This window comes from Dyadobacter sp. CECT 9275, from assembly GCF_907164905.1.
In the GTDB taxonomy this organism is placed as follows: domain Bacteria; phylum Bacteroidota; class Bacteroidia; order Cytophagales; family Spirosomataceae; genus Dyadobacter; species Dyadobacter helix.
This window is the reverse complement of record NZ_CAJRAF010000004.1, coordinates 897,912-914,118: the sequence shown is the minus strand read 5'-3', so window position 1 is coordinate 914,118 and position 16,207 is coordinate 897,912. Positions and strand designations below refer to the sequence as shown.

Annotated in this window: 15 protein-coding genes; 10 read left to right on the top strand and 5 right to left on the bottom strand. The window is 46.1% G+C overall.

The genetic code is table 11. From position 1 onward, the window contains the following. The first annotated feature begins 31 nt into the window (after positions 1-31). The 5 genes from KOE27_RS29365 to KOE27_RS29345 all read left to right on the top strand — a co-directional run bounded on the left by KOE27_RS29365 (position 32) and on the right by KOE27_RS29345 (position 5,226). The gene (locus tag KOE27_RS29365) at positions 32-1,540 is read left to right on the top strand and encodes a glutamate synthase subunit beta (protein ID WP_215242393.1); all 1,509 of its coding nucleotides are present in this window, start codon (positions 32-34) and stop codon (positions 1,538-1,540) included. 155 nt (positions 1,541-1,695) lie between these two features. Further along, positions 1,696-2,325 carry a polysaccharide deacetylase family protein gene (locus KOE27_RS29360; RefSeq protein ID WP_215242392.1) on the top strand — a complete coding sequence of 210 codons (630 nt, stop codon included), beginning with the start codon at positions 1,696-1,698 and terminating at the stop codon, positions 2,323-2,325. Positions 2,326-2,343: 18 nt separating this feature from the next. After that, positions 2,344-3,357 carry a glycosyltransferase gene (locus KOE27_RS29355; protein ID WP_215242391.1) on the top strand — a complete coding sequence of 338 codons (1,014 nt, stop codon included), beginning with the start codon at positions 2,344-2,346 and terminating at the stop codon, positions 3,355-3,357. Positions 3,358-3,382: 25 nt separating this feature from the next. Beyond that, positions 3,383-4,141, top strand: a complete 759-nt coding sequence (locus KOE27_RS29350; protein ID WP_215242390.1) for a TatD family hydrolase — start codon at positions 3,383-3,385, stop codon at positions 4,139-4,141. A 14-nt stretch (positions 4,142-4,155) separates the two neighbouring features. Then, positions 4,156-5,226: an asparaginase gene (locus KOE27_RS29345; RefSeq protein ID WP_215242389.1), complete on the top strand. Its 1,071-nt coding sequence runs from the start codon at positions 4,156-4,158 to the stop codon at positions 5,224-5,226. A gap of 12 nt (positions 5,227-5,238) precedes the next feature. Here the strand turns inward: KOE27_RS29345 and KOE27_RS29340 are convergent, their stop codons facing one another. Together KOE27_RS29340 and KOE27_RS29335 are read right to left on the bottom strand one after the other, a co-directional pair. Further along, positions 5,239-5,625 (bottom strand): iron chaperone, encoded by a 387-nt coding sequence (locus KOE27_RS29340; protein WP_215242388.1) that lies wholly within the window; start codon positions 5,623-5,625, stop codon positions 5,239-5,241. A 48-nt stretch (positions 5,626-5,673) separates the two neighbouring features. After that, entirely contained in the window at positions 5,674-6,012 is a 339-nt protein-coding gene (locus KOE27_RS29335; RefSeq protein ID WP_215242387.1) for a hypothetical protein, read from the bottom strand. Positions 6,013-6,352: 340 nt separating this feature from the next. Here KOE27_RS29335 and KOE27_RS29330 point away from each other — a divergent pair, with 340 nt between their 5' ends. The 3 genes from KOE27_RS29330 to KOE27_RS29320 all read left to right on the top strand — a co-directional run bounded on the left by KOE27_RS29330 (position 6,353) and on the right by KOE27_RS29320 (position 10,269). Continuing rightward, positions 6,353-7,531, top strand: a complete 1,179-nt coding sequence (locus KOE27_RS29330; RefSeq protein ID WP_215242386.1) for a cytochrome-c peroxidase — start codon at positions 6,353-6,355, stop codon at positions 7,529-7,531. Between the two features lie 222 nt (positions 7,532-7,753). Then, complete coding sequence (locus KOE27_RS29325; protein WP_215242481.1) at positions 7,754-9,412, top strand: ArnT family glycosyltransferase; 1,659 nt, start codon at positions 7,754-7,756, stop codon at positions 9,410-9,412. A 164-nt stretch (positions 9,413-9,576) separates the two neighbouring features. Further along, positions 9,577-10,269, top strand: a complete 693-nt coding sequence (locus KOE27_RS29320) for a DUF2461 domain-containing protein (RefSeq protein ID WP_215242385.1) — start codon at positions 9,577-9,579, stop codon at positions 10,267-10,269. 67 nt (positions 10,270-10,336) lie between these two features. Here KOE27_RS29320 and KOE27_RS29315 read toward each other — a convergent pair whose 3' ends face one another. The 3 genes from KOE27_RS29315 to KOE27_RS29305 form a co-directional block, all read right to left on the bottom strand. After that, positions 10,337-10,864: a DinB family protein gene (locus KOE27_RS29315; protein WP_215242384.1), complete on the bottom strand. Its 528-nt coding sequence runs from the start codon at positions 10,862-10,864 to the stop codon at positions 10,337-10,339. 122 nt (positions 10,865-10,986) lie between these two features. Continuing rightward, positions 10,987-12,837, bottom strand: a complete 1,851-nt coding sequence (locus tag KOE27_RS29310) for a MutS-related protein (RefSeq protein WP_215242383.1) — start codon at positions 12,835-12,837, stop codon at positions 10,987-10,989. Between the two features lie 176 nt (positions 12,838-13,013). Then, positions 13,014-14,207, bottom strand: a complete 1,194-nt coding sequence (locus tag KOE27_RS29305) for a hypothetical protein (RefSeq protein WP_215242382.1) — start codon at positions 14,205-14,207, stop codon at positions 13,014-13,016. Positions 14,208-14,486: 279 nt separating this feature from the next. Here KOE27_RS29305 and KOE27_RS29300 point away from each other — a divergent pair, with 279 nt between their 5' ends. Together KOE27_RS29300 and KOE27_RS29295 are read left to right on the top strand one after the other, a co-directional pair. Beyond that, on the top strand, positions 14,487-15,152 hold the full coding sequence (locus tag KOE27_RS29300) for an RNA polymerase sigma-70 factor (protein ID WP_215242381.1): 666 nt from the start codon (positions 14,487-14,489) through the stop codon (positions 15,150-15,152). 48 nt (positions 15,153-15,200) lie between these two features. Further along, on the top strand, positions 15,201-16,205 hold the full coding sequence (locus tag KOE27_RS29295) for a FecR family protein (protein ID WP_215242380.1): 1,005 nt from the start codon (positions 15,201-15,203) through the stop codon (positions 16,203-16,205). Positions 16,206-16,207 lie beyond the last annotated feature (2 nt).

The window sequence follows — 16,207 nt, the reverse complement described above, 5'->3', positions numbered from 1 at the left end:
TTATCTAACGACATAATCAGTATAATATAGAATGGGAAAACCAACCGGATTTTTAGAGTTTGAACGGGAATTACCTAAAAAGCGTCCAGTAGAGGAACGCCTTCATGACTACAAGGAAATAGAAGCTGCTCCAACCGACTCTCACTCAAAACAACAGGCTGCCCGATGCATGGATTGTGGTATACCATTTTGCCACAATGGTTGTCCGCTGGGCAATATCATCCCTGAGTTTAACGATGCGGTATATGATGAGAACTGGGGACTGGCTTATGAAATTCTGACATCAACCAATAATTTCCCTGAGTTTACGGGCCGTATTTGTCCCGCACCCTGTGAGGCTTCCTGTGTCCTGGGAATTAATAAACCTCCGGTTGCCATTGAATTCATAGAGAAATCTATCATAGAAAAGGCGTTTGAACTGAATCTTGTAAAACCTAAGCTCCCTAAGAAACGTACCGGTAAAAAAATCGCAGTTGTTGGGTCAGGACCTGCCGGGTTGGCAGCTTCAAATCAGCTTAACCAGGCAGGACATACGGTGGTGCTGATTGAAAGAGCAGATAAAATTGGCGGCCTTCTACGTTACGGTATCCCTGATTTTAAACTGGATAAAAGAGTAATTGATCGCCGCCTGGAGGTGATGCAGCAGGAAGGTGTGGAGTTCCGTACCGGCGTAAACGTTGGCGTGGATATCAAAGCAGATGAACTGCTGAATGATTTTGACGCAGTGGTGCTTACCATGGGTTCCACCGTTCCGAGGGATGTAAAGATCGAGGGCAGACACCTTAAAGGGGTTCATTTTGCAATGGAGTTTTTAAGCCAGCAAAATAAACGGGTAGCCGGCATTGAACCCGTTGTAGACCACAGGGGAGCAAAATATATTAATGGCCAGATCATTGCGAAAGATAAAAATGTGGTGGTGATCGGAGGCGGTGATACGGGCTCCGACTGTGTGGGTACTTCCGGAAGGCACGGAGCGCGCTCCGTAACGCAGATCGAGCTGATGCCGATACCCCCCAAAGAAAGAGATGCCAGTACACCATGGCCCAATTGGCCCATGATGTTGCGTACCTCTACTTCTCATGAAGAGGGCTGCGACAGACACTGGTCCATCAATACCAAAGAGTTCATCGGCGATGAAAACGGGAATCTGAAGGCATTAAAAATTGTGGATCTGGACTGGCAGAAAGATCCGGAAACGGGACGTATGCAAATGAAAGAGGTGCCAGAAAGTGAACGTAACATCCCTTGTGAACTGGCTTTCCTGGCAGCCGGATTTTTACACCCCCAGCAGGAAGGACTGCTGACTGACCTGGGCGTAGAATTTGACGACCGCGGAAATATAAAAGCAAACGGGTACCAGTCAACCTCCAACGAAAAGATTTTTGCTGCGGGTGACTGCCGCCGGGGCCAATCGCTGGTGGTATGGGCCATCAGTGAGGGAAGAGAAGCGGCAAGGGCTGTGGACGAATACCTCATGGGAGAATCATTCCTGGAAGCAAAGGCGGTTTCCATGCTGAACCCCATTTTTGCCCACGCATAAGTTGATATTTCTGAAGATATATTGATCACCAAGGGCTATCTTAAAAGGTAGCTCTTTTTTTATGCCTGTATAAGCAGGAGCCTGATGTGGAGGCTATTTGTTATCTTTGGCGGGTCGAGTGAGCTTAGCTGACCATTTTACCATTACCTTATTCCATGTTTTTGCATTATTCTCCCTTTTGGCTGAAAGCAATATATCCGAGGTATACCTGGCATGTCCCAACAACAGAAAAGGTACTCTATCTTACTTTTGACGATGGTCCTATTCCCGATATCACAGCGTTTGTACTGGAAAACCTTGCCGCATACAAAGCCAAAGCAACGTTCTTCTGTATCGGGGATAATGTCAGAAAACATCCGGAGATCTTCCGTGAGGTACTGAAAGCCGGGCATTCCATTGGCAATCATACCTTCAATCACATGAATGGCTGGAAATCGGACGACAAAGAATATATTGCCAACATCGAAGCATGCGATCGGCAGCTGGGGCTGGAAACCAATCTTTTCAGGCCGCCTTATGGCAGAATGAAAAAGAGTCAGGCAAGGTTGTTGCCGGGTAAAAGGGAAATTGTCATGTGGGATGTACTGAGCGGAGATTTTTCAAAAGAGATAAGTCCGGAATTATGTCTGCAGAAGACGACACGATATACCCGTCCGGGCTCCATCATACTGTTTCATGATAGTATCAAGGCAGCGCCGAACATGCAGTATGCCCTGCCGAGGTTTCTGGCTGATTTTTCGGAAAAAGGGTACCGTTTTGATGCGCTTCCGATGCATAAAAATTAAGATCTATCACAAGAATCGATGGCAGGTAATAAGGAGGGTATTGAGGTAAGTGTATTGGTGGCAGCCCGGAACGAGGAAAGCAATATACTGCGTTGTCTGGAATCACTTGCCCGGCTGGATTACCCTGCAGGCAAAATAGAAGTATGTATTGGGGATGATGATTCTTCGGACCGCACGGCAGAAATAATCAATACCTTTATGCTGGAAAATCCGAACTTCCGGTATGTCCGTATTACCAGTGCGGTGAGCAATTTGCGGGGGAAGGCCAATGTCCTTGCCCAATTGGCCAAACGGGCCGGGGGAGAATATTTTTTCTTTTGTGATGCGGACATTGCCGTGTTACCTACCTGGATAAATGCAATGCTGGCTCATTTTGACGAGCATACCGGCGTAGTGGTGGGGCTTACCAGAATGCGAAAGGGGAACTTGTTCGCTGATTTTCTCTCTCTCGAATGGCTTTTTACATTGACTATCACACGGTTACTTTCTCTGTTTAATATTCCGGTAACTGGTTTGGGAAATAATATGGCCATCAGCAGGAAGGCCTACGAGGCTGTGGGCGGCTATGAAACCATCGGATTTTCAATTGTGGAAGATTATGCGCTGTTTATGGCGGTAGCCCGGCGAAAACTGGGCTTTAAAATGGCCTATAATCCCCGGATTGTCTCCGTTTCGGAGCCCGTTCTTTCTTTTGCGGATTGGTTGATACAGCGAAGACGTTGGATGCAGGGCGTCATGAAATCGTCATGGTTGACGCGCATGAGTATCCTCGCCGCTGCTTTTGTTTTTCCGTCTATACTCGTCATGCAATACTGGTTTCCGGTGCAGGCCGGGCTTGTTTTTGCACTTCATTATAGCTTTGTAACGCTTATTGCTGTTGCTACTATCCTATTATTGCGGCAGCACGATTTGTGGAAGACGGTTTTCCTGTTCTGGTTTTATATGTTTGTTAGTTTAAGCATCATGCTTGTCAATTATTTTTTTCCAGGAAAAATGAACTGGAAGGGGAGGGTTTACGATAAGGAAGTTTGATTTATAATGAATATTCAGTTTTAAAATGATAGAAACCCACGCACATATTTACAGCGAGGACTATGCAGAAGAGCGTACCGCCATGCTGGAACGCGCATGGCAGGCGGGTATTGAGCAGATATGGATGCCCAACTGTGACCATACCACCATTGGTGGTATGATGGATCTGGCCGGGCAGTACCCTGGTAAATGTTTACCAATGATCGGTCTGCATCCTTGTTATGTAAAGGAAGATTTTGAGCAGGAGCTGCGGATTGTGGAGGAGCAGCTTTCGGTTCATCCGTTTATTGCCATAGGTGAGATCGGTATGGATCTGTTTTGGGATAAAACTTTCAGGCGGCAGCAGGAAGAGGCTTTTCTCCATCAATGCAGGCTGGCCAGGCAGCATGGTTTATGGATTGATATCCATAGCCGAAACGCTTTTTGGGAAACAGTGGCACTCATTGAGAAATTTGCGGATCCTGCGCTCACGGGGATTTTCCACTGTTTTACGGGGAATCTGGAGGAAGCTCTGAAGGTAATCGAGCTGGGTTTTAAAATAGGTGTGGGGGGCGTGGCAACTTTTAAAAACGGGGGGCTGGACAAAGTTTTGCCTCACGTTGATCTGGCCCACATCGTGCTGGAAACGGATGCTCCTTACCTGGCGCCGGTACCTTATCGTGGCAAAAGGAATGAACCTGCCTACCTTGAGCTTGTTGCCCAGCGGGTAGCCGATTTAATGGAAACCAGTAAGGAAGACGTGATCGCAAAAACTACCAACACCGCTTTGTCGTTACTTTCTTAGCAGTAATAAATACAATGGCCTATAAAACTGTACAAATCAATCCGGTTTCACCAGAGCCGGGCCGGGGGACGGTCCTGGTTATTTACACCGGGGGTACCCTCGGAATGGTTTATGATGTGAAGGACAAGCAGCTGGTACCTTTTAATTTTGATCAGATCATTCAACGGGTTCCGGAAATAGCGCGGCTTGATTTTGAAATAACATTTCTGACGCTTGCCCAACCGATCGATTCATCCAACATGACACCGCAGATATGGCTGGAAATCGCTCACATCATTTCGCAGCATTACCAGATTTATGACAGTTTTGTGATTCTGCATGGTACCGATACGATGGCCTATACGGCTTCTGCGTTAAGTTTTTTGCTGGAAGGACTCAATAAGCCGGTTATTCTCACAGGTGCTCAACTGCCGATCGGCGTGGCCCGGTCGGATGCGCGGGAAAATTTCATTACTGCGCTGGAGATTGCCGCCGCCACACTGGATAATGGGAATCCGGTAATTTCCGAGGTGTGTATCTATTTCAATTCCAAGTTACTGCGCGGGAATAGGTCCAAAAAACAGGAGAGCTCAGATTTTAATGCATTTCATTCAGAGAACTATCCACACCTGGCCAATGCCGGTGTACGGATCGATTATAATTTCCCTTTTATAACACCCTATAATCCGGAAACCACCTTGACCGTTCAGCCGGTGATGGACACTCAGGTTGCTTTCCTGAAAATGTTTCCGGGCATCCATGAAAGGGTAGTGTTTTCCATACTGGGTATCGAGGGCCTGAAAGGCGTTGTACTCGAAACTTACGGCGCCGGAAATGCAACTACAGAAAAATGGTTTCTGGATGCCGTAGGAAATGCAATTGATCGGGGTATTGTTATTTTTAATGTGTCGCAGTGTGACGGCGGACGGGTTACGCAGGGGCAGTATCAGACCAGCAAATTCCTTAAAGATGCAGGCGTTGTGAGCGGGTCTGATATTACTGCCGAAGCCGCGATCACAAAAATGATGTATGTCTTTGGGAAGCAAGGTAAAGTAGACGTGCCCGGATTGCTCGGGAATGCCCTGCGGGGTGAGATGAGTAATTAATTGACCTTGTACTTATCCTTTGACCATTCTCTTTTGCTCCGCTTTTTTCAGGTTTCTCTGAACATTGAATTTTGTGATTTTTGTAATCAGTTCCAGAGGCATAGGTTTATCAAACGGAAATTGTACGGATCCTTTTCCTATTTTGTAAAAGGCCAGGTCTTTTTCAAATTCAGGAACGCCGGTAGGGGCAGGGTAAAATCCGATGTGTTTTTTGAATGCTGCAAAGTGCGCGATATATCCGCCGTGGAGTTTAAAACCGGGCATGTCGTAGCTGATCACCTCCACCGAATCTGGAGCTGCCGACCTCACCGTTGTTCTTACAACCTCTAAAATCTGCTGAATGTCTGCTGGAAATCCGGCTATGTAACTGTCGATACTTTCGGGTTTTGAATGAGGCATAACATTGTGTTTTATCGTAGATGTATCAATCCAATATTTTTACTTTGATTATTTTAAAAGCTGATAAATGGTAATTATTATGATCACGGCGAGGATGGAGGTGTAGATCAATTTGGTATATTTTGCCAGCCAGTCGGGCAGATAAATATCAAAATTGTTGCGGGTGGAGTCCGAATATCTGCGGGCGACGAGGGTCAGCGGGCAGGTGAACCTGAAAATAAGCAGAACGATTCCTTCCGCCAGACAAAAGGCATAACCTATCCACAACCATTTATCAAACTTATTCATCACGACAGCATAAAGCATATAGAAGATAACGATGTTGAAAAATATCCATATCAAGGTATGCACTACTTTTACGACCTTCAGTTTTCCCGCATTGTGCATATAACCAATGTGACTTTAAACAATAACCGGATTGATTTCCTTGCTAAATTAATAATAAAATGCTGAATCATTTCTGATATTTGAACGATGGCAACCTGCCGGTTTTTCGTTTTCCAATGGCTGACCGGTCATTAGGATATGCCTATATCTACCGGATACCGGTGATGGCAAAGAGCCAACAGGTCTTTAGCTGACAAGTTTTCTTGCCGATGAAATTCTGTATTTAATAGTTTGTCTCATTTCTGAAACATTAAATATTATTCCTTAAGGCCTTTTACTCTTATATGGGTTATAAATACCTGTCTTTTACAGCTTCTTTTCAGAGTATATGCAGTATAACATGGTCTGTTTGTTTAAGTATGCGTTAACGGTTGTTTTATTTACGATTGTTAGTATAGCCTGCGTGAATGAGCAAAAAGGCGGTAATTCTTCCCAACAGAAGGTTATAGAAACCCTTGCGGACCTGGGCGCATTACCGCAGTATGTTACCGACCCGCCCGGAAACCCGACTAGCCCCGAAAAAATAGAATTGGGGCGGATGCTCTTTTTTGATCCGGTATTATCGGGCAATAGGGATGTAGCCTGTGCCACCTGCCATCAGCCCGAATTTAGTTATGCCGAATTCCTCGAAACTTCAATTGGTGTGAATGGTACCGGCAGCGGAAGTAAAAGACAATTCGTAGCCCCTAACGATATTCCTTTTGTCAAAAGAAATTCGCAGAGTGTACTCAATACCGCATTTAACGGCATCAGAAACCATGAAGCTTACCATGCAGAAATGGCTCCCATGTTCTGGGATAACCGTGCCAAAGGATTGGAAGAACAAGCTCTGCTACCCATTAAAACCCTGGAGGAAATGCGGGGACGTGCTTATACCGAGGATGAGATTATTGACGAAGTATTGTCTCGCATTCGGCGTATACCAGCATATCATACGTTGTTCGCCAGGGCTTTTCCGGGGGAGCTCAATCCTGTGAATGCTGTCAATCTTGCGAAGGGAATTGCAGCCTATGAACGTACCCTCATCTCGAACAATTCAAGGTTTGACCTTTATATGCGGGGGGACAGCAATGCACTCACATTGGGAGAAAAGGAAGGCCTCAACCTTTTCCTTAAAACAGGTTGTGCCAAATGCCATTCTGGCCCTATGTTCTCTGACTACAAACTGCATACCCTGGGTGTGCCCGATTCTCAGAACAGGACGGAAAGTGACCGGGGAATTAACAATGATTATGCTTTCCGGACGCCTTCCCTGCGGAACCTGCGCTACACAGGACCTTACATGCACAGCGGGAAATTCGCCACACTGGAACAGGTACTGGAATTTTATGAGGATATCTCGGGCGGCAAAATACTTAACCCTAAAGTGAAAGCGAGCCAGATGGATACGCTGGCCACCAGAATGGACGTCAATTTCAAGGATCTTTCACGAATTGTGGAGTTTCTGAATGCCCTGAATGACGATCATTTTGATAAAACCGTCCCTGCCAAAGTTCCCAGCGGTCTTGTAATGAAATAAGGTCCGATCGGCCGGCTGGTCCGTTGTATCGGTCGGTTTATTTTCAAAGCTTGCCACTCTTCCAGGGGAAAATAATCCTGAGGCACCGGTTCGGATTTCCTGCTTTTTGGGTGTGACAGGCCTTGTTGCAATTCCTTAACAATATCGTAAAAAATACATAATCGCAGAAAAATGTCTGTGGCGTATCATTGCTGTAGCAATAATCCCGGATTTTGTATTTTGATGCCGACAGTTACCCCCGAAGAAAACCTGTTACTGAAACGATATTTTCCCTTGTTTTTGATAGTGGGTATCATCTTGAATATGCCTGGTCTCTGGCTTGATATTATGGAGCCGGATGGCGCGCTGTATGCCACCATTGCTAAACATATTGTACTTCATAACGACTGGGTCAATCTGATTGGCGATGGCCACGACTGGCTGGATAAGCCGCATTTTCCATTCTGGATGGCGGCAATCAGTTTTAAATTGCTGGGTATAAATGGCTTTGCATATAAGCTCCCGGCATTTCTTTTCTGGCTCGCAGGGCTCAGGTATACCTTTCTGATCGTTCAATATTTGTTCCGCTCCGCTGCCGCCCGCCTTGCTGTATTGATATATACCGTGGCTTTGCACAGTACACTGGCCAATTTTGATGTAAGGGCGGAGCCCTACCTCACGACCTGCATCCTGGCGGCTACCTGGTATATGCTCCATATTTATAACGGTAAACATTGGATTCACATCGTGCTGGCCGCATTTTTCATGGCCTGCGCCATCATGACGAAAGGTATATTTGTTTTGATTTCGGTGGGCGGCGGATGGCTGATTTTCCTGGTCATCACGCAGCAGTGGAGTCAGTTTACGAATTATAAATGGTGGTTAATGCTATTGTTATGTTTCATTTTTATTCTGCCAGAATTATACAGCTTATATGTACAGTTTGACCTGCATCCGGAGAAAATGGTTTTTGGCAAAACCGGTGTTTCGGGAATCCGTTTTTTCTTTTGGGACAGTCAGTTTGGGCGGTTTTTTAATAACGGACCTATCAAAGGAAAAGGAGATTTATCTTTCTTTTTTCATACAACGCTCTGGGCTTTTCTTCCATGGTCAGGCGTGCTGGTAGCCGGAGTGATTTATTTTGTAAGTAATCGACATAAAATCAAAGGCCTAAGCTGTGTTTTGTATGGAAATACCGTGCTGACCTTTTTGCTTTTTTCCTTGTCCAAATTTCAGCTGCCCCATTACATCGTTATTCTGTTTCCCTATTTCTCCATGGTTACCGGTAATTACCTGCTAAGTATCAACAACAGGCGGGCATTGGTACTTCTGCAAAAATTCCAGACAGGACTGTTATTGCTGGTAGAAGCCATTGTGCTGGTATTGCTGTACTACACCCGTATCCCCAATGGCCAGTATGCTGCAGGCATCACCCTGCTCCTGGTTCTGATAGTGACCATTGCCCCGGTCAGGGATACTTTGCTAAAGCTAATAGTACATGGTTATGCGGCTGCGGCGGTTGTATCCGTTTTTTTGTTCCTTTTCTTTTATCCGTTTCTACTTCAGTACCAGTCGGGTAGGGAAGCGGCCCGTTATTTAAAAGATACTACTTTGCCGGTGGCGGCATACCAATCCTTCTCTTATTCACTGGAATTCTACTCGCCGGGTGAGGTCCGGCTGATTAACGGACCTGCGTCTTTGGAAAAGTACCTCACCAACAGGCCCTGTTATTTGTACACAACTCCCCACACCGCCGACAGCCTCAGCAAGGCTGGTTATAGGATGGAAGTACTCTGCAAGCCTGCTTACTTCCGGATCACCAAATTGAAATGGGGGTTTATCCATCATGTGACCAGGAATGACGTGCTGGAAGAACGCCAGCTCCTTTATATAAAGCATTAGCGGCGAAATGACTTAGCGGCTTGCTAGCGGAATCTGGTATCCGATATATATTGAAATAAATCTTATGTTTACAGCTGCGGGGCGAACGAATAGACGTTGGCCCCTGTTATCCATTTTGTTTTGAGTGATTATATCAGTGTAAATTTTTGGCCCAAGGATATCTAATGTCACAGCAACTGCCCTTCATCCCGGTTTCTAGCCTGGATTTTTTAAAATCATTAAAGGAGAACAATAACCGCGAATGGTTCGGCGCAAACAAGGAGCAGTATTTGCAGGAGCTGGAAGTGATGGAGAATTTTGCAGAATTGGTGCTGTCCGAACTCAATAAACATGATCTGATAGAAACGGAATCAGGGAAAAAAAGCCTTCACCGGATTTACAGAGATACACGTTTTTCAAAAGAAAAGATCCCTTACAAGACCAACTGGGGCGGCAGTTTCAGACGTGCTACCAAACAGCGCCGCGGCGGTTATTATTTCCATGTAGAGCCAGGCAACAGTTTCGTTGCAGGCGGGTTCTACGGGCCGAATGCGGCGGATTTAAAACGCATCAGAGACGATATCAGTTTTGACGCCACTCCTTTGAGAAAAATATTGAGCAGCAAATCGTTCCTAGCAACATTTGGTACTTTGCGGGGCGAACAAGTGCGAACCGCGCCGAAGGGGTTCAATGCAGACCATGAAGCAATAGACCTGCTGCGGTACAAACAGTTTCTGCTGATCAAGGAATTTACGGATGAGCAGGTAACAAGTCCGTCGTACTATCAGGAAGTAAGCCAGGCTTTTCAGCACATGCGGCCGTTTTTTGACTATATGAGTGAAGTTCTGACGGTGGATGCGGATGGTGAGATGATCTGAGGGTTAAAACAAAACCGTCTCCTGTTGTTACACAGCAGACGGTTTTGTTAATATAGTACACAGACTTTTAGCTTCTGTCCCAGAAAAATGGCGGTTGTATGCCTAGGGCACGCAGATAAACATAACCCTGGGCACGATGGTGGATTTCGTTGTCGATGAGGTAAAACAAGGTATCAATAATACGTCCCTCATACTGGCCGAATGCCAAATCATTTTCCTGAAAGCGTTGGGCTGGAATCTGAGGCCAGTAAGTGTTGATCTTGTCTGTGATAGCATCCCATAGCGCCAGCATTTCTTCCTTGGTTTGAGGTGGCGTAGTGTGCCCGCCGTCGGCCGACAGTTGATACCCCGACCAGTCGCCGGTGGCAATGCCCTGGACACCCGCTCCGGCCAGGTCCGTTATTTCCATATTCAGATCTGCATACGTACGCATGCCGCCAATGGAGAACTGATAAAACTCTTTTTCCGGGAAAACTTCGATCATCCTCCTGGAAATACGACGGTGTCCCTGCCAGTGCTCAAGCAGCTGGGCGGGTGTGAAGGTTACAACTGAGGTTTCGTTCAGCGTGTTTGTGTCAATTGCGGTATTTTCCATTGCTGTAGTGTTTAAATGTTTAACTTCGATACAAAGTAAAACCGGGCAATTGACAGCCCTATGTCAGCAGTGTTCAGGAAAATTGATAAAAATCAGGAAAAGGCAGAACTTATCCCTAAGTACTAAGCCTTTTCAATATCGGACAGAATTTTAATCCCGCTTTTTCGCATTAACTCGCTGGCATTGAAGTCTGTGCAGATTCCTTCTGTGAGTTTGTAGTGAAAAATCATTTCGCCGCCGCGTATCTCGCTGTTGAAACTGAAATTGGCAACAATCATGTGCCTTCCCGATAATTTCGCCAGTTCCAGGTCGTGTGTAGAGATAATACCGAAAGCATTAAGTTCATTTAATTGCCTGATCAGCGAAACACCCCCTTTGTATCGGTCCTGCGAGTTGGTACCTTTAAACATTTCATCCAGCAGGAAGAAGATCGGTTCTCCGCTTTCGATCGACTTTAAAAGCTGTTCAATTTTTTTCAGTTCGGCATAAAAAGACGAAACGCCTTCTTCCAGATTATCCTGGGTACGCATGCTGGAGAATACTTTCATGTGTGAAACCCGTCCCGACCGGGCACAGCAGGGAGCGCCCATCAGCGCAAGTACCAGGTTAAGTCCCACGGTTCTCAGGAATGTACTTTTACCAGCCATGTTGGAACCTGTGATCATCGCAATTTCTCCGCGGCCCGCAAGGCTGAAATCATTACATACTCTTCTTTCCTGACGCAGGAGGGGATGCCCGAGCATTTCAAAATCGATGACATAGGGTTCTTCTGTTATTTGGGGGAAGGAAAAGGAGGGATTGGAATAAGCAAAGCCAGCCAAACTGCTGAGCGCTTCGAACGCACTGACAGCCGGCGCCCATATTTTCAACGAGTTCCTGTTTTTGTATTTCCACTTTTCGGCCAGTAGGATCAGGTATATATCTGAAAGCCACAGAAGGTTGAAAATGGCATAAAAGGTGTTGCCCCCGATCGGTTTTTGGTGACCCTTCTGCTGGAAGATTTCCAGTATTTTTCTCAGTTTATGAATCTCTTTTACAGCAGAGTACCCGTTGTGACTGAATGCGGATTGAAGCCTCACCAGTGCCCCGGACTGAAATTTTCCACCCTCAATTTTCGCGATCAGCGACTGATAACCTTTCAATATTTTTACATTATCCTGTGTGCCGAGGATGACCTCCTCCGTAACCGGATCAATTCTTTTAAGTGTAAATTTGTTGATCAGGAGGCTGATGATCAGCGGGAATGCGTGTGTTACCGAGAAACTTACGTGATCGGCAAACAGACCATAAATAAAATAAACTGCGGCAGCAGTGGATATCAGGGACAGGAGTATACCCATGCAGATATATTTTGTCTGCTGCGGAAGTAATTTCACGGGCTTTTCTATCCATTCCAGCAGTTTGTTATAATCGCTGCTGGTATTGCTGGAATGCATACCCGAAGCCTGAAAATCCTGCCGCCACTCCAGTTCCGGGCTAAGCTCCCTGATGATTTCCTGCCTCTCTGCAATAATGTTTTTTGGGGCGGGTTCGGACAGCCATGTTGCCAGCAAACCCTGGCCTGTTTCGGTTGTGGTACGGTTGATGAGCTGGAAAAGAGAGTGCGTGCCGAAGATGTCAAGATCCGAGACATAGGCATGGTCGCGTTTTAGAAACGTTTGCCCGGTTTCAAAACCCGATAATTTGTTTTCCTGTCTTAGTACCTCTTCTTCATTGATCTGCTTTAAAAAGGTTGTATGTTGTTTAAGATAAAAAAGCCGGTTGTAGCGTTTGATCAGCAAGGCAAAACCAAGCATGCATAAAGGAGCAACGAGCAACAGCAGGCCGACTGACCTCGCGTTGGCCAGCACCATAATCACGGCAACGGACAGCACAAAAGATAGCAGCCGGAAGATGGATAGTGTATTGATCACTTTTTCCAGCTTCATTGCTGCTGCGTGATATTCCTGAATTTTAATTTTATAAATGTCCATGCCTGTTTTTGATTTTTCCGGCAATAGCAACAGAGTAAGGTTTTCAGCCCGCTTTTCCAGCCGGGGGCAAATATATACACATTGCGCATATAAAATTTAGTTTTATATGCGCAATTCTTCTTTCAGGCATTTTTGCTTTCAGGTTTTGAGGCTCCCCTTCCAGGAACGTTTGTTCTTTATCTGGGAGCTCTTTCCCTGGGAGTGGAATTGCCGTTAGCGGGTCTTGGGGTACTTTCGCGGCTGTTGCTTCCCGGTCTGGCGGCGGGCCTTGATTCTGACGGCCTGGCCGCTGGGCGTGACGTATTTCCTGACCCCGGCCTTGTTGCAGGACGAGACGGAGGGCTATTCGTATTTCCCGGGCGCGAGGTTCCTGGCCTTGACGGAGACGTACTATTACCGGGGCGGGGGCCACTAGTAGCCGGACGAGTGGTGCCCGGCCTGCTGTATGACGGACCGTTTGTGACCGGTCGCCCGTTTTGATCAAAGGACGGTCGCCTGTATGCTCCGGAAGTATTCGGATGCTTTTCCCTCGATACATTATAACCCGCCCGGGCGGACGATGGCTTGGAATAGGTATTTCTATAATCGCCCCGCTGTTTTCTGGTTACAACAATTACGGACCTAGACCGAATGCCCCCTCCGTAATAATGCTGGCGCCAGGGTGGATAACGGTATACCACTGTTCTTCTGTACCGGTGAAAGTAGTAGGGATTGAGATTGTAGTGATACCCATAGTAATAGTGCCAGAAGCTGGGGCGCCATGGATGCCAGTAGGGTGGGTAATAGTTCCACCTCCATGGGGAGCGCCAGACCACATAGGTAGGCATAAAAATGAATCTGACAACAGGCCATGCCGCAACCTGATAGATTACATCCGGTTGCGGGACAGCCTGCCGATAACTGGGTTTATATCCGGGATTGGGCGTCTGGCCGGGGTCATTGGCTGTTTCGGAATTGGGTTCAATGATATAATCGGGGCCGTATAATTCTTCGTCTCCGACCAGCTGAATCTCCACCTGGCCATCACCCATTTTTCTGACAATAAATACGGCAACATCCTGGCTTTCATTTTCACTTACTGCAACTTTCAGGGAGATGTAATGTATATCTTCCTCTATATGGTCACTCACTTCAATGTAATCGATATTGTCATCTCCATTAAGATCCAGGTTGTTGATCTGGGACGATTCGTCATTAAGTGCTTTTTCAAAACCTTCCAGTGTTTCGGATTCCTGAAAAAGTTTTAGTGCCGCATACAGGTTAAGGTTATCTCCCGGTAAGTCAAGTTTTTCCTGTTCCTGTTGGGCAAAAATCTTGTAAGGCAGTACCACGGATAACAAAACGGCTATTAAAAAAACGGTGGGTTTCATTGTTATACGTTTAAATGTGAGAGTATTTGTTGAATGTTGTGTAAATGGTACGGGTAATTAGAGTGATACTGCTTTTGGTAACGTCAAATACAATAAATGCAGTACATAATTATGGAGTCAAATGATACCCTGTACTGCATTTTCCAGGACCCGGAAGTACATCTCTTTGAAAGATTGAATTATACCATAAAATATTTTTATTATTTCGAGTATAGGGAAAGATAGTCCAAACTTGTCTGTGTAAAATACCGAAAATTTCGGTGTGCGAACACAGCCGATATGGAAAATATTTATCCGGATAGTTTTAAGATTCCCGGGGCCGGGAAGGACCCCCAACTGCCCGACGACACTTTCAGGGAAACCTTCGTAACGGATGATGAACGCCTGCTTCGAAGTACTTTCGCGCTTAATCCGCAGAAAGGCTGTGAACTGCTGTTCAGGCGGTATTATATTAATCTTTGCAACCACGCAGTCCGGTTTGTTCATTCCAAAGAAATTGCTGAGGATATTGTTTCCGACGTTTTTGCTGGTTTCTGGCAGAGCCGTATGTTTGAACAAATCACTACTTCTTACCGGGCATACCTCTATAAAGCAATCCGTCACAGGTCGTACAATTACATCCGGTGGCAACTCAATAAAACTACTCCGCTGGAACTGGTCGAAATTCCCATGGCTTCTCAAACCATCAGTCCAGATGACTTACTGCAGTTCAGTGAGTTACATCAACAAATAGAGAAGATCGTTCAGCGGCTTCCGCCCCAGTGCCGGCGTGCCTATCTGCTCAAAAGAATGGAGGAGAAAAAATATGATGAGATCGCTCAGGAATTACAGATCAGTTCAAAAGCCGTGGAAGCACTGGTAAGCAGGGCGCTTGTACGCCTGAGGAATGAGCTGAAGGATGATTGGTTTCTGGGCGGTTTGGCGCTCTTCTATATACAATTATAACGATGCCGGCTGGCTTATTCCATTGCCTTCGACGACCACTTTTACACTATGAAAAAACAGGTAAACAAACATCTGCTATTTGATTTTTTCTCTGAAAAAACCACGCTTATGCAGAGAAAATTGATTGAGGAATGGCTGGAAGATTCTGAAAACCAGGAGCTTTATTATAAATACCTGGACGAATGGGAAGCCCAGCACCCGCAGTTTTTTCCCGATCTGGATAAAGCCCTGCAAACTTATCAGTTTGTGCTGGAAGGAGAAATATCATCCAAAGAGGGTCCGGAACCGATGGAAGAGGTACCCATGCCTGAGCAAAACAGGGGCAGGTGGTGGCTTCTGCGTGGCCTTGTTGCCGCTTCCGTTCTTTTCGCGGCCCTGTTCCTGTATCGGAAGGAACTGATGTACCAATCGTTGAAGTCGGCCGCGGGACATAGCAGCACGTACAGGCTGCCGGACGGTACACAGGTGATTCTGAACGTTAATTCTGAGCTGCTTATCCCCCGTTTTGGTTTCGGCCGTGAGTCCCGGGAGGTAATATTGTTTGGAGAGGCCAATTTTAATGTGACACATACCCGCTCCCACACCCGCTTTGTAGTCAATATGGGTGATCATTATCAGGTTGAAGTACTTGGTACTGAGTTTGTTGCTTATTCCCGTAAGGAAGGTAAGCGTGTGTTTCTCTCCCGTGGAAAGGTGAAACTCCAGCTGCCGGAGGGTAAACAGCTGTATATGAAACCAGGGAACCTGTTTAGCTCGGCCCAGGACGGGACCTTTAAAGTATCCACCCCTGTGAAACCTCAGGAGCTTACCGCCTGGAAGGAGCAGATGTTTTATTTCGACAATACCTTACTCTCGGATGTGGCACGTCAGATGGAGGAGCGCTTTAATGTTAACGTACGTATAAGTGATCCGTTATTGTCTGCCCGGCGGATCGGAGGCATTTACAGGGCTGAAAACGCAGACGATCTTTTACAGATTTTATCTGAACTGCTTCCCATCGAAATTATTCAAAATCAGGATTATATAGAATTACGTATACCTCAAAACCCATAAAT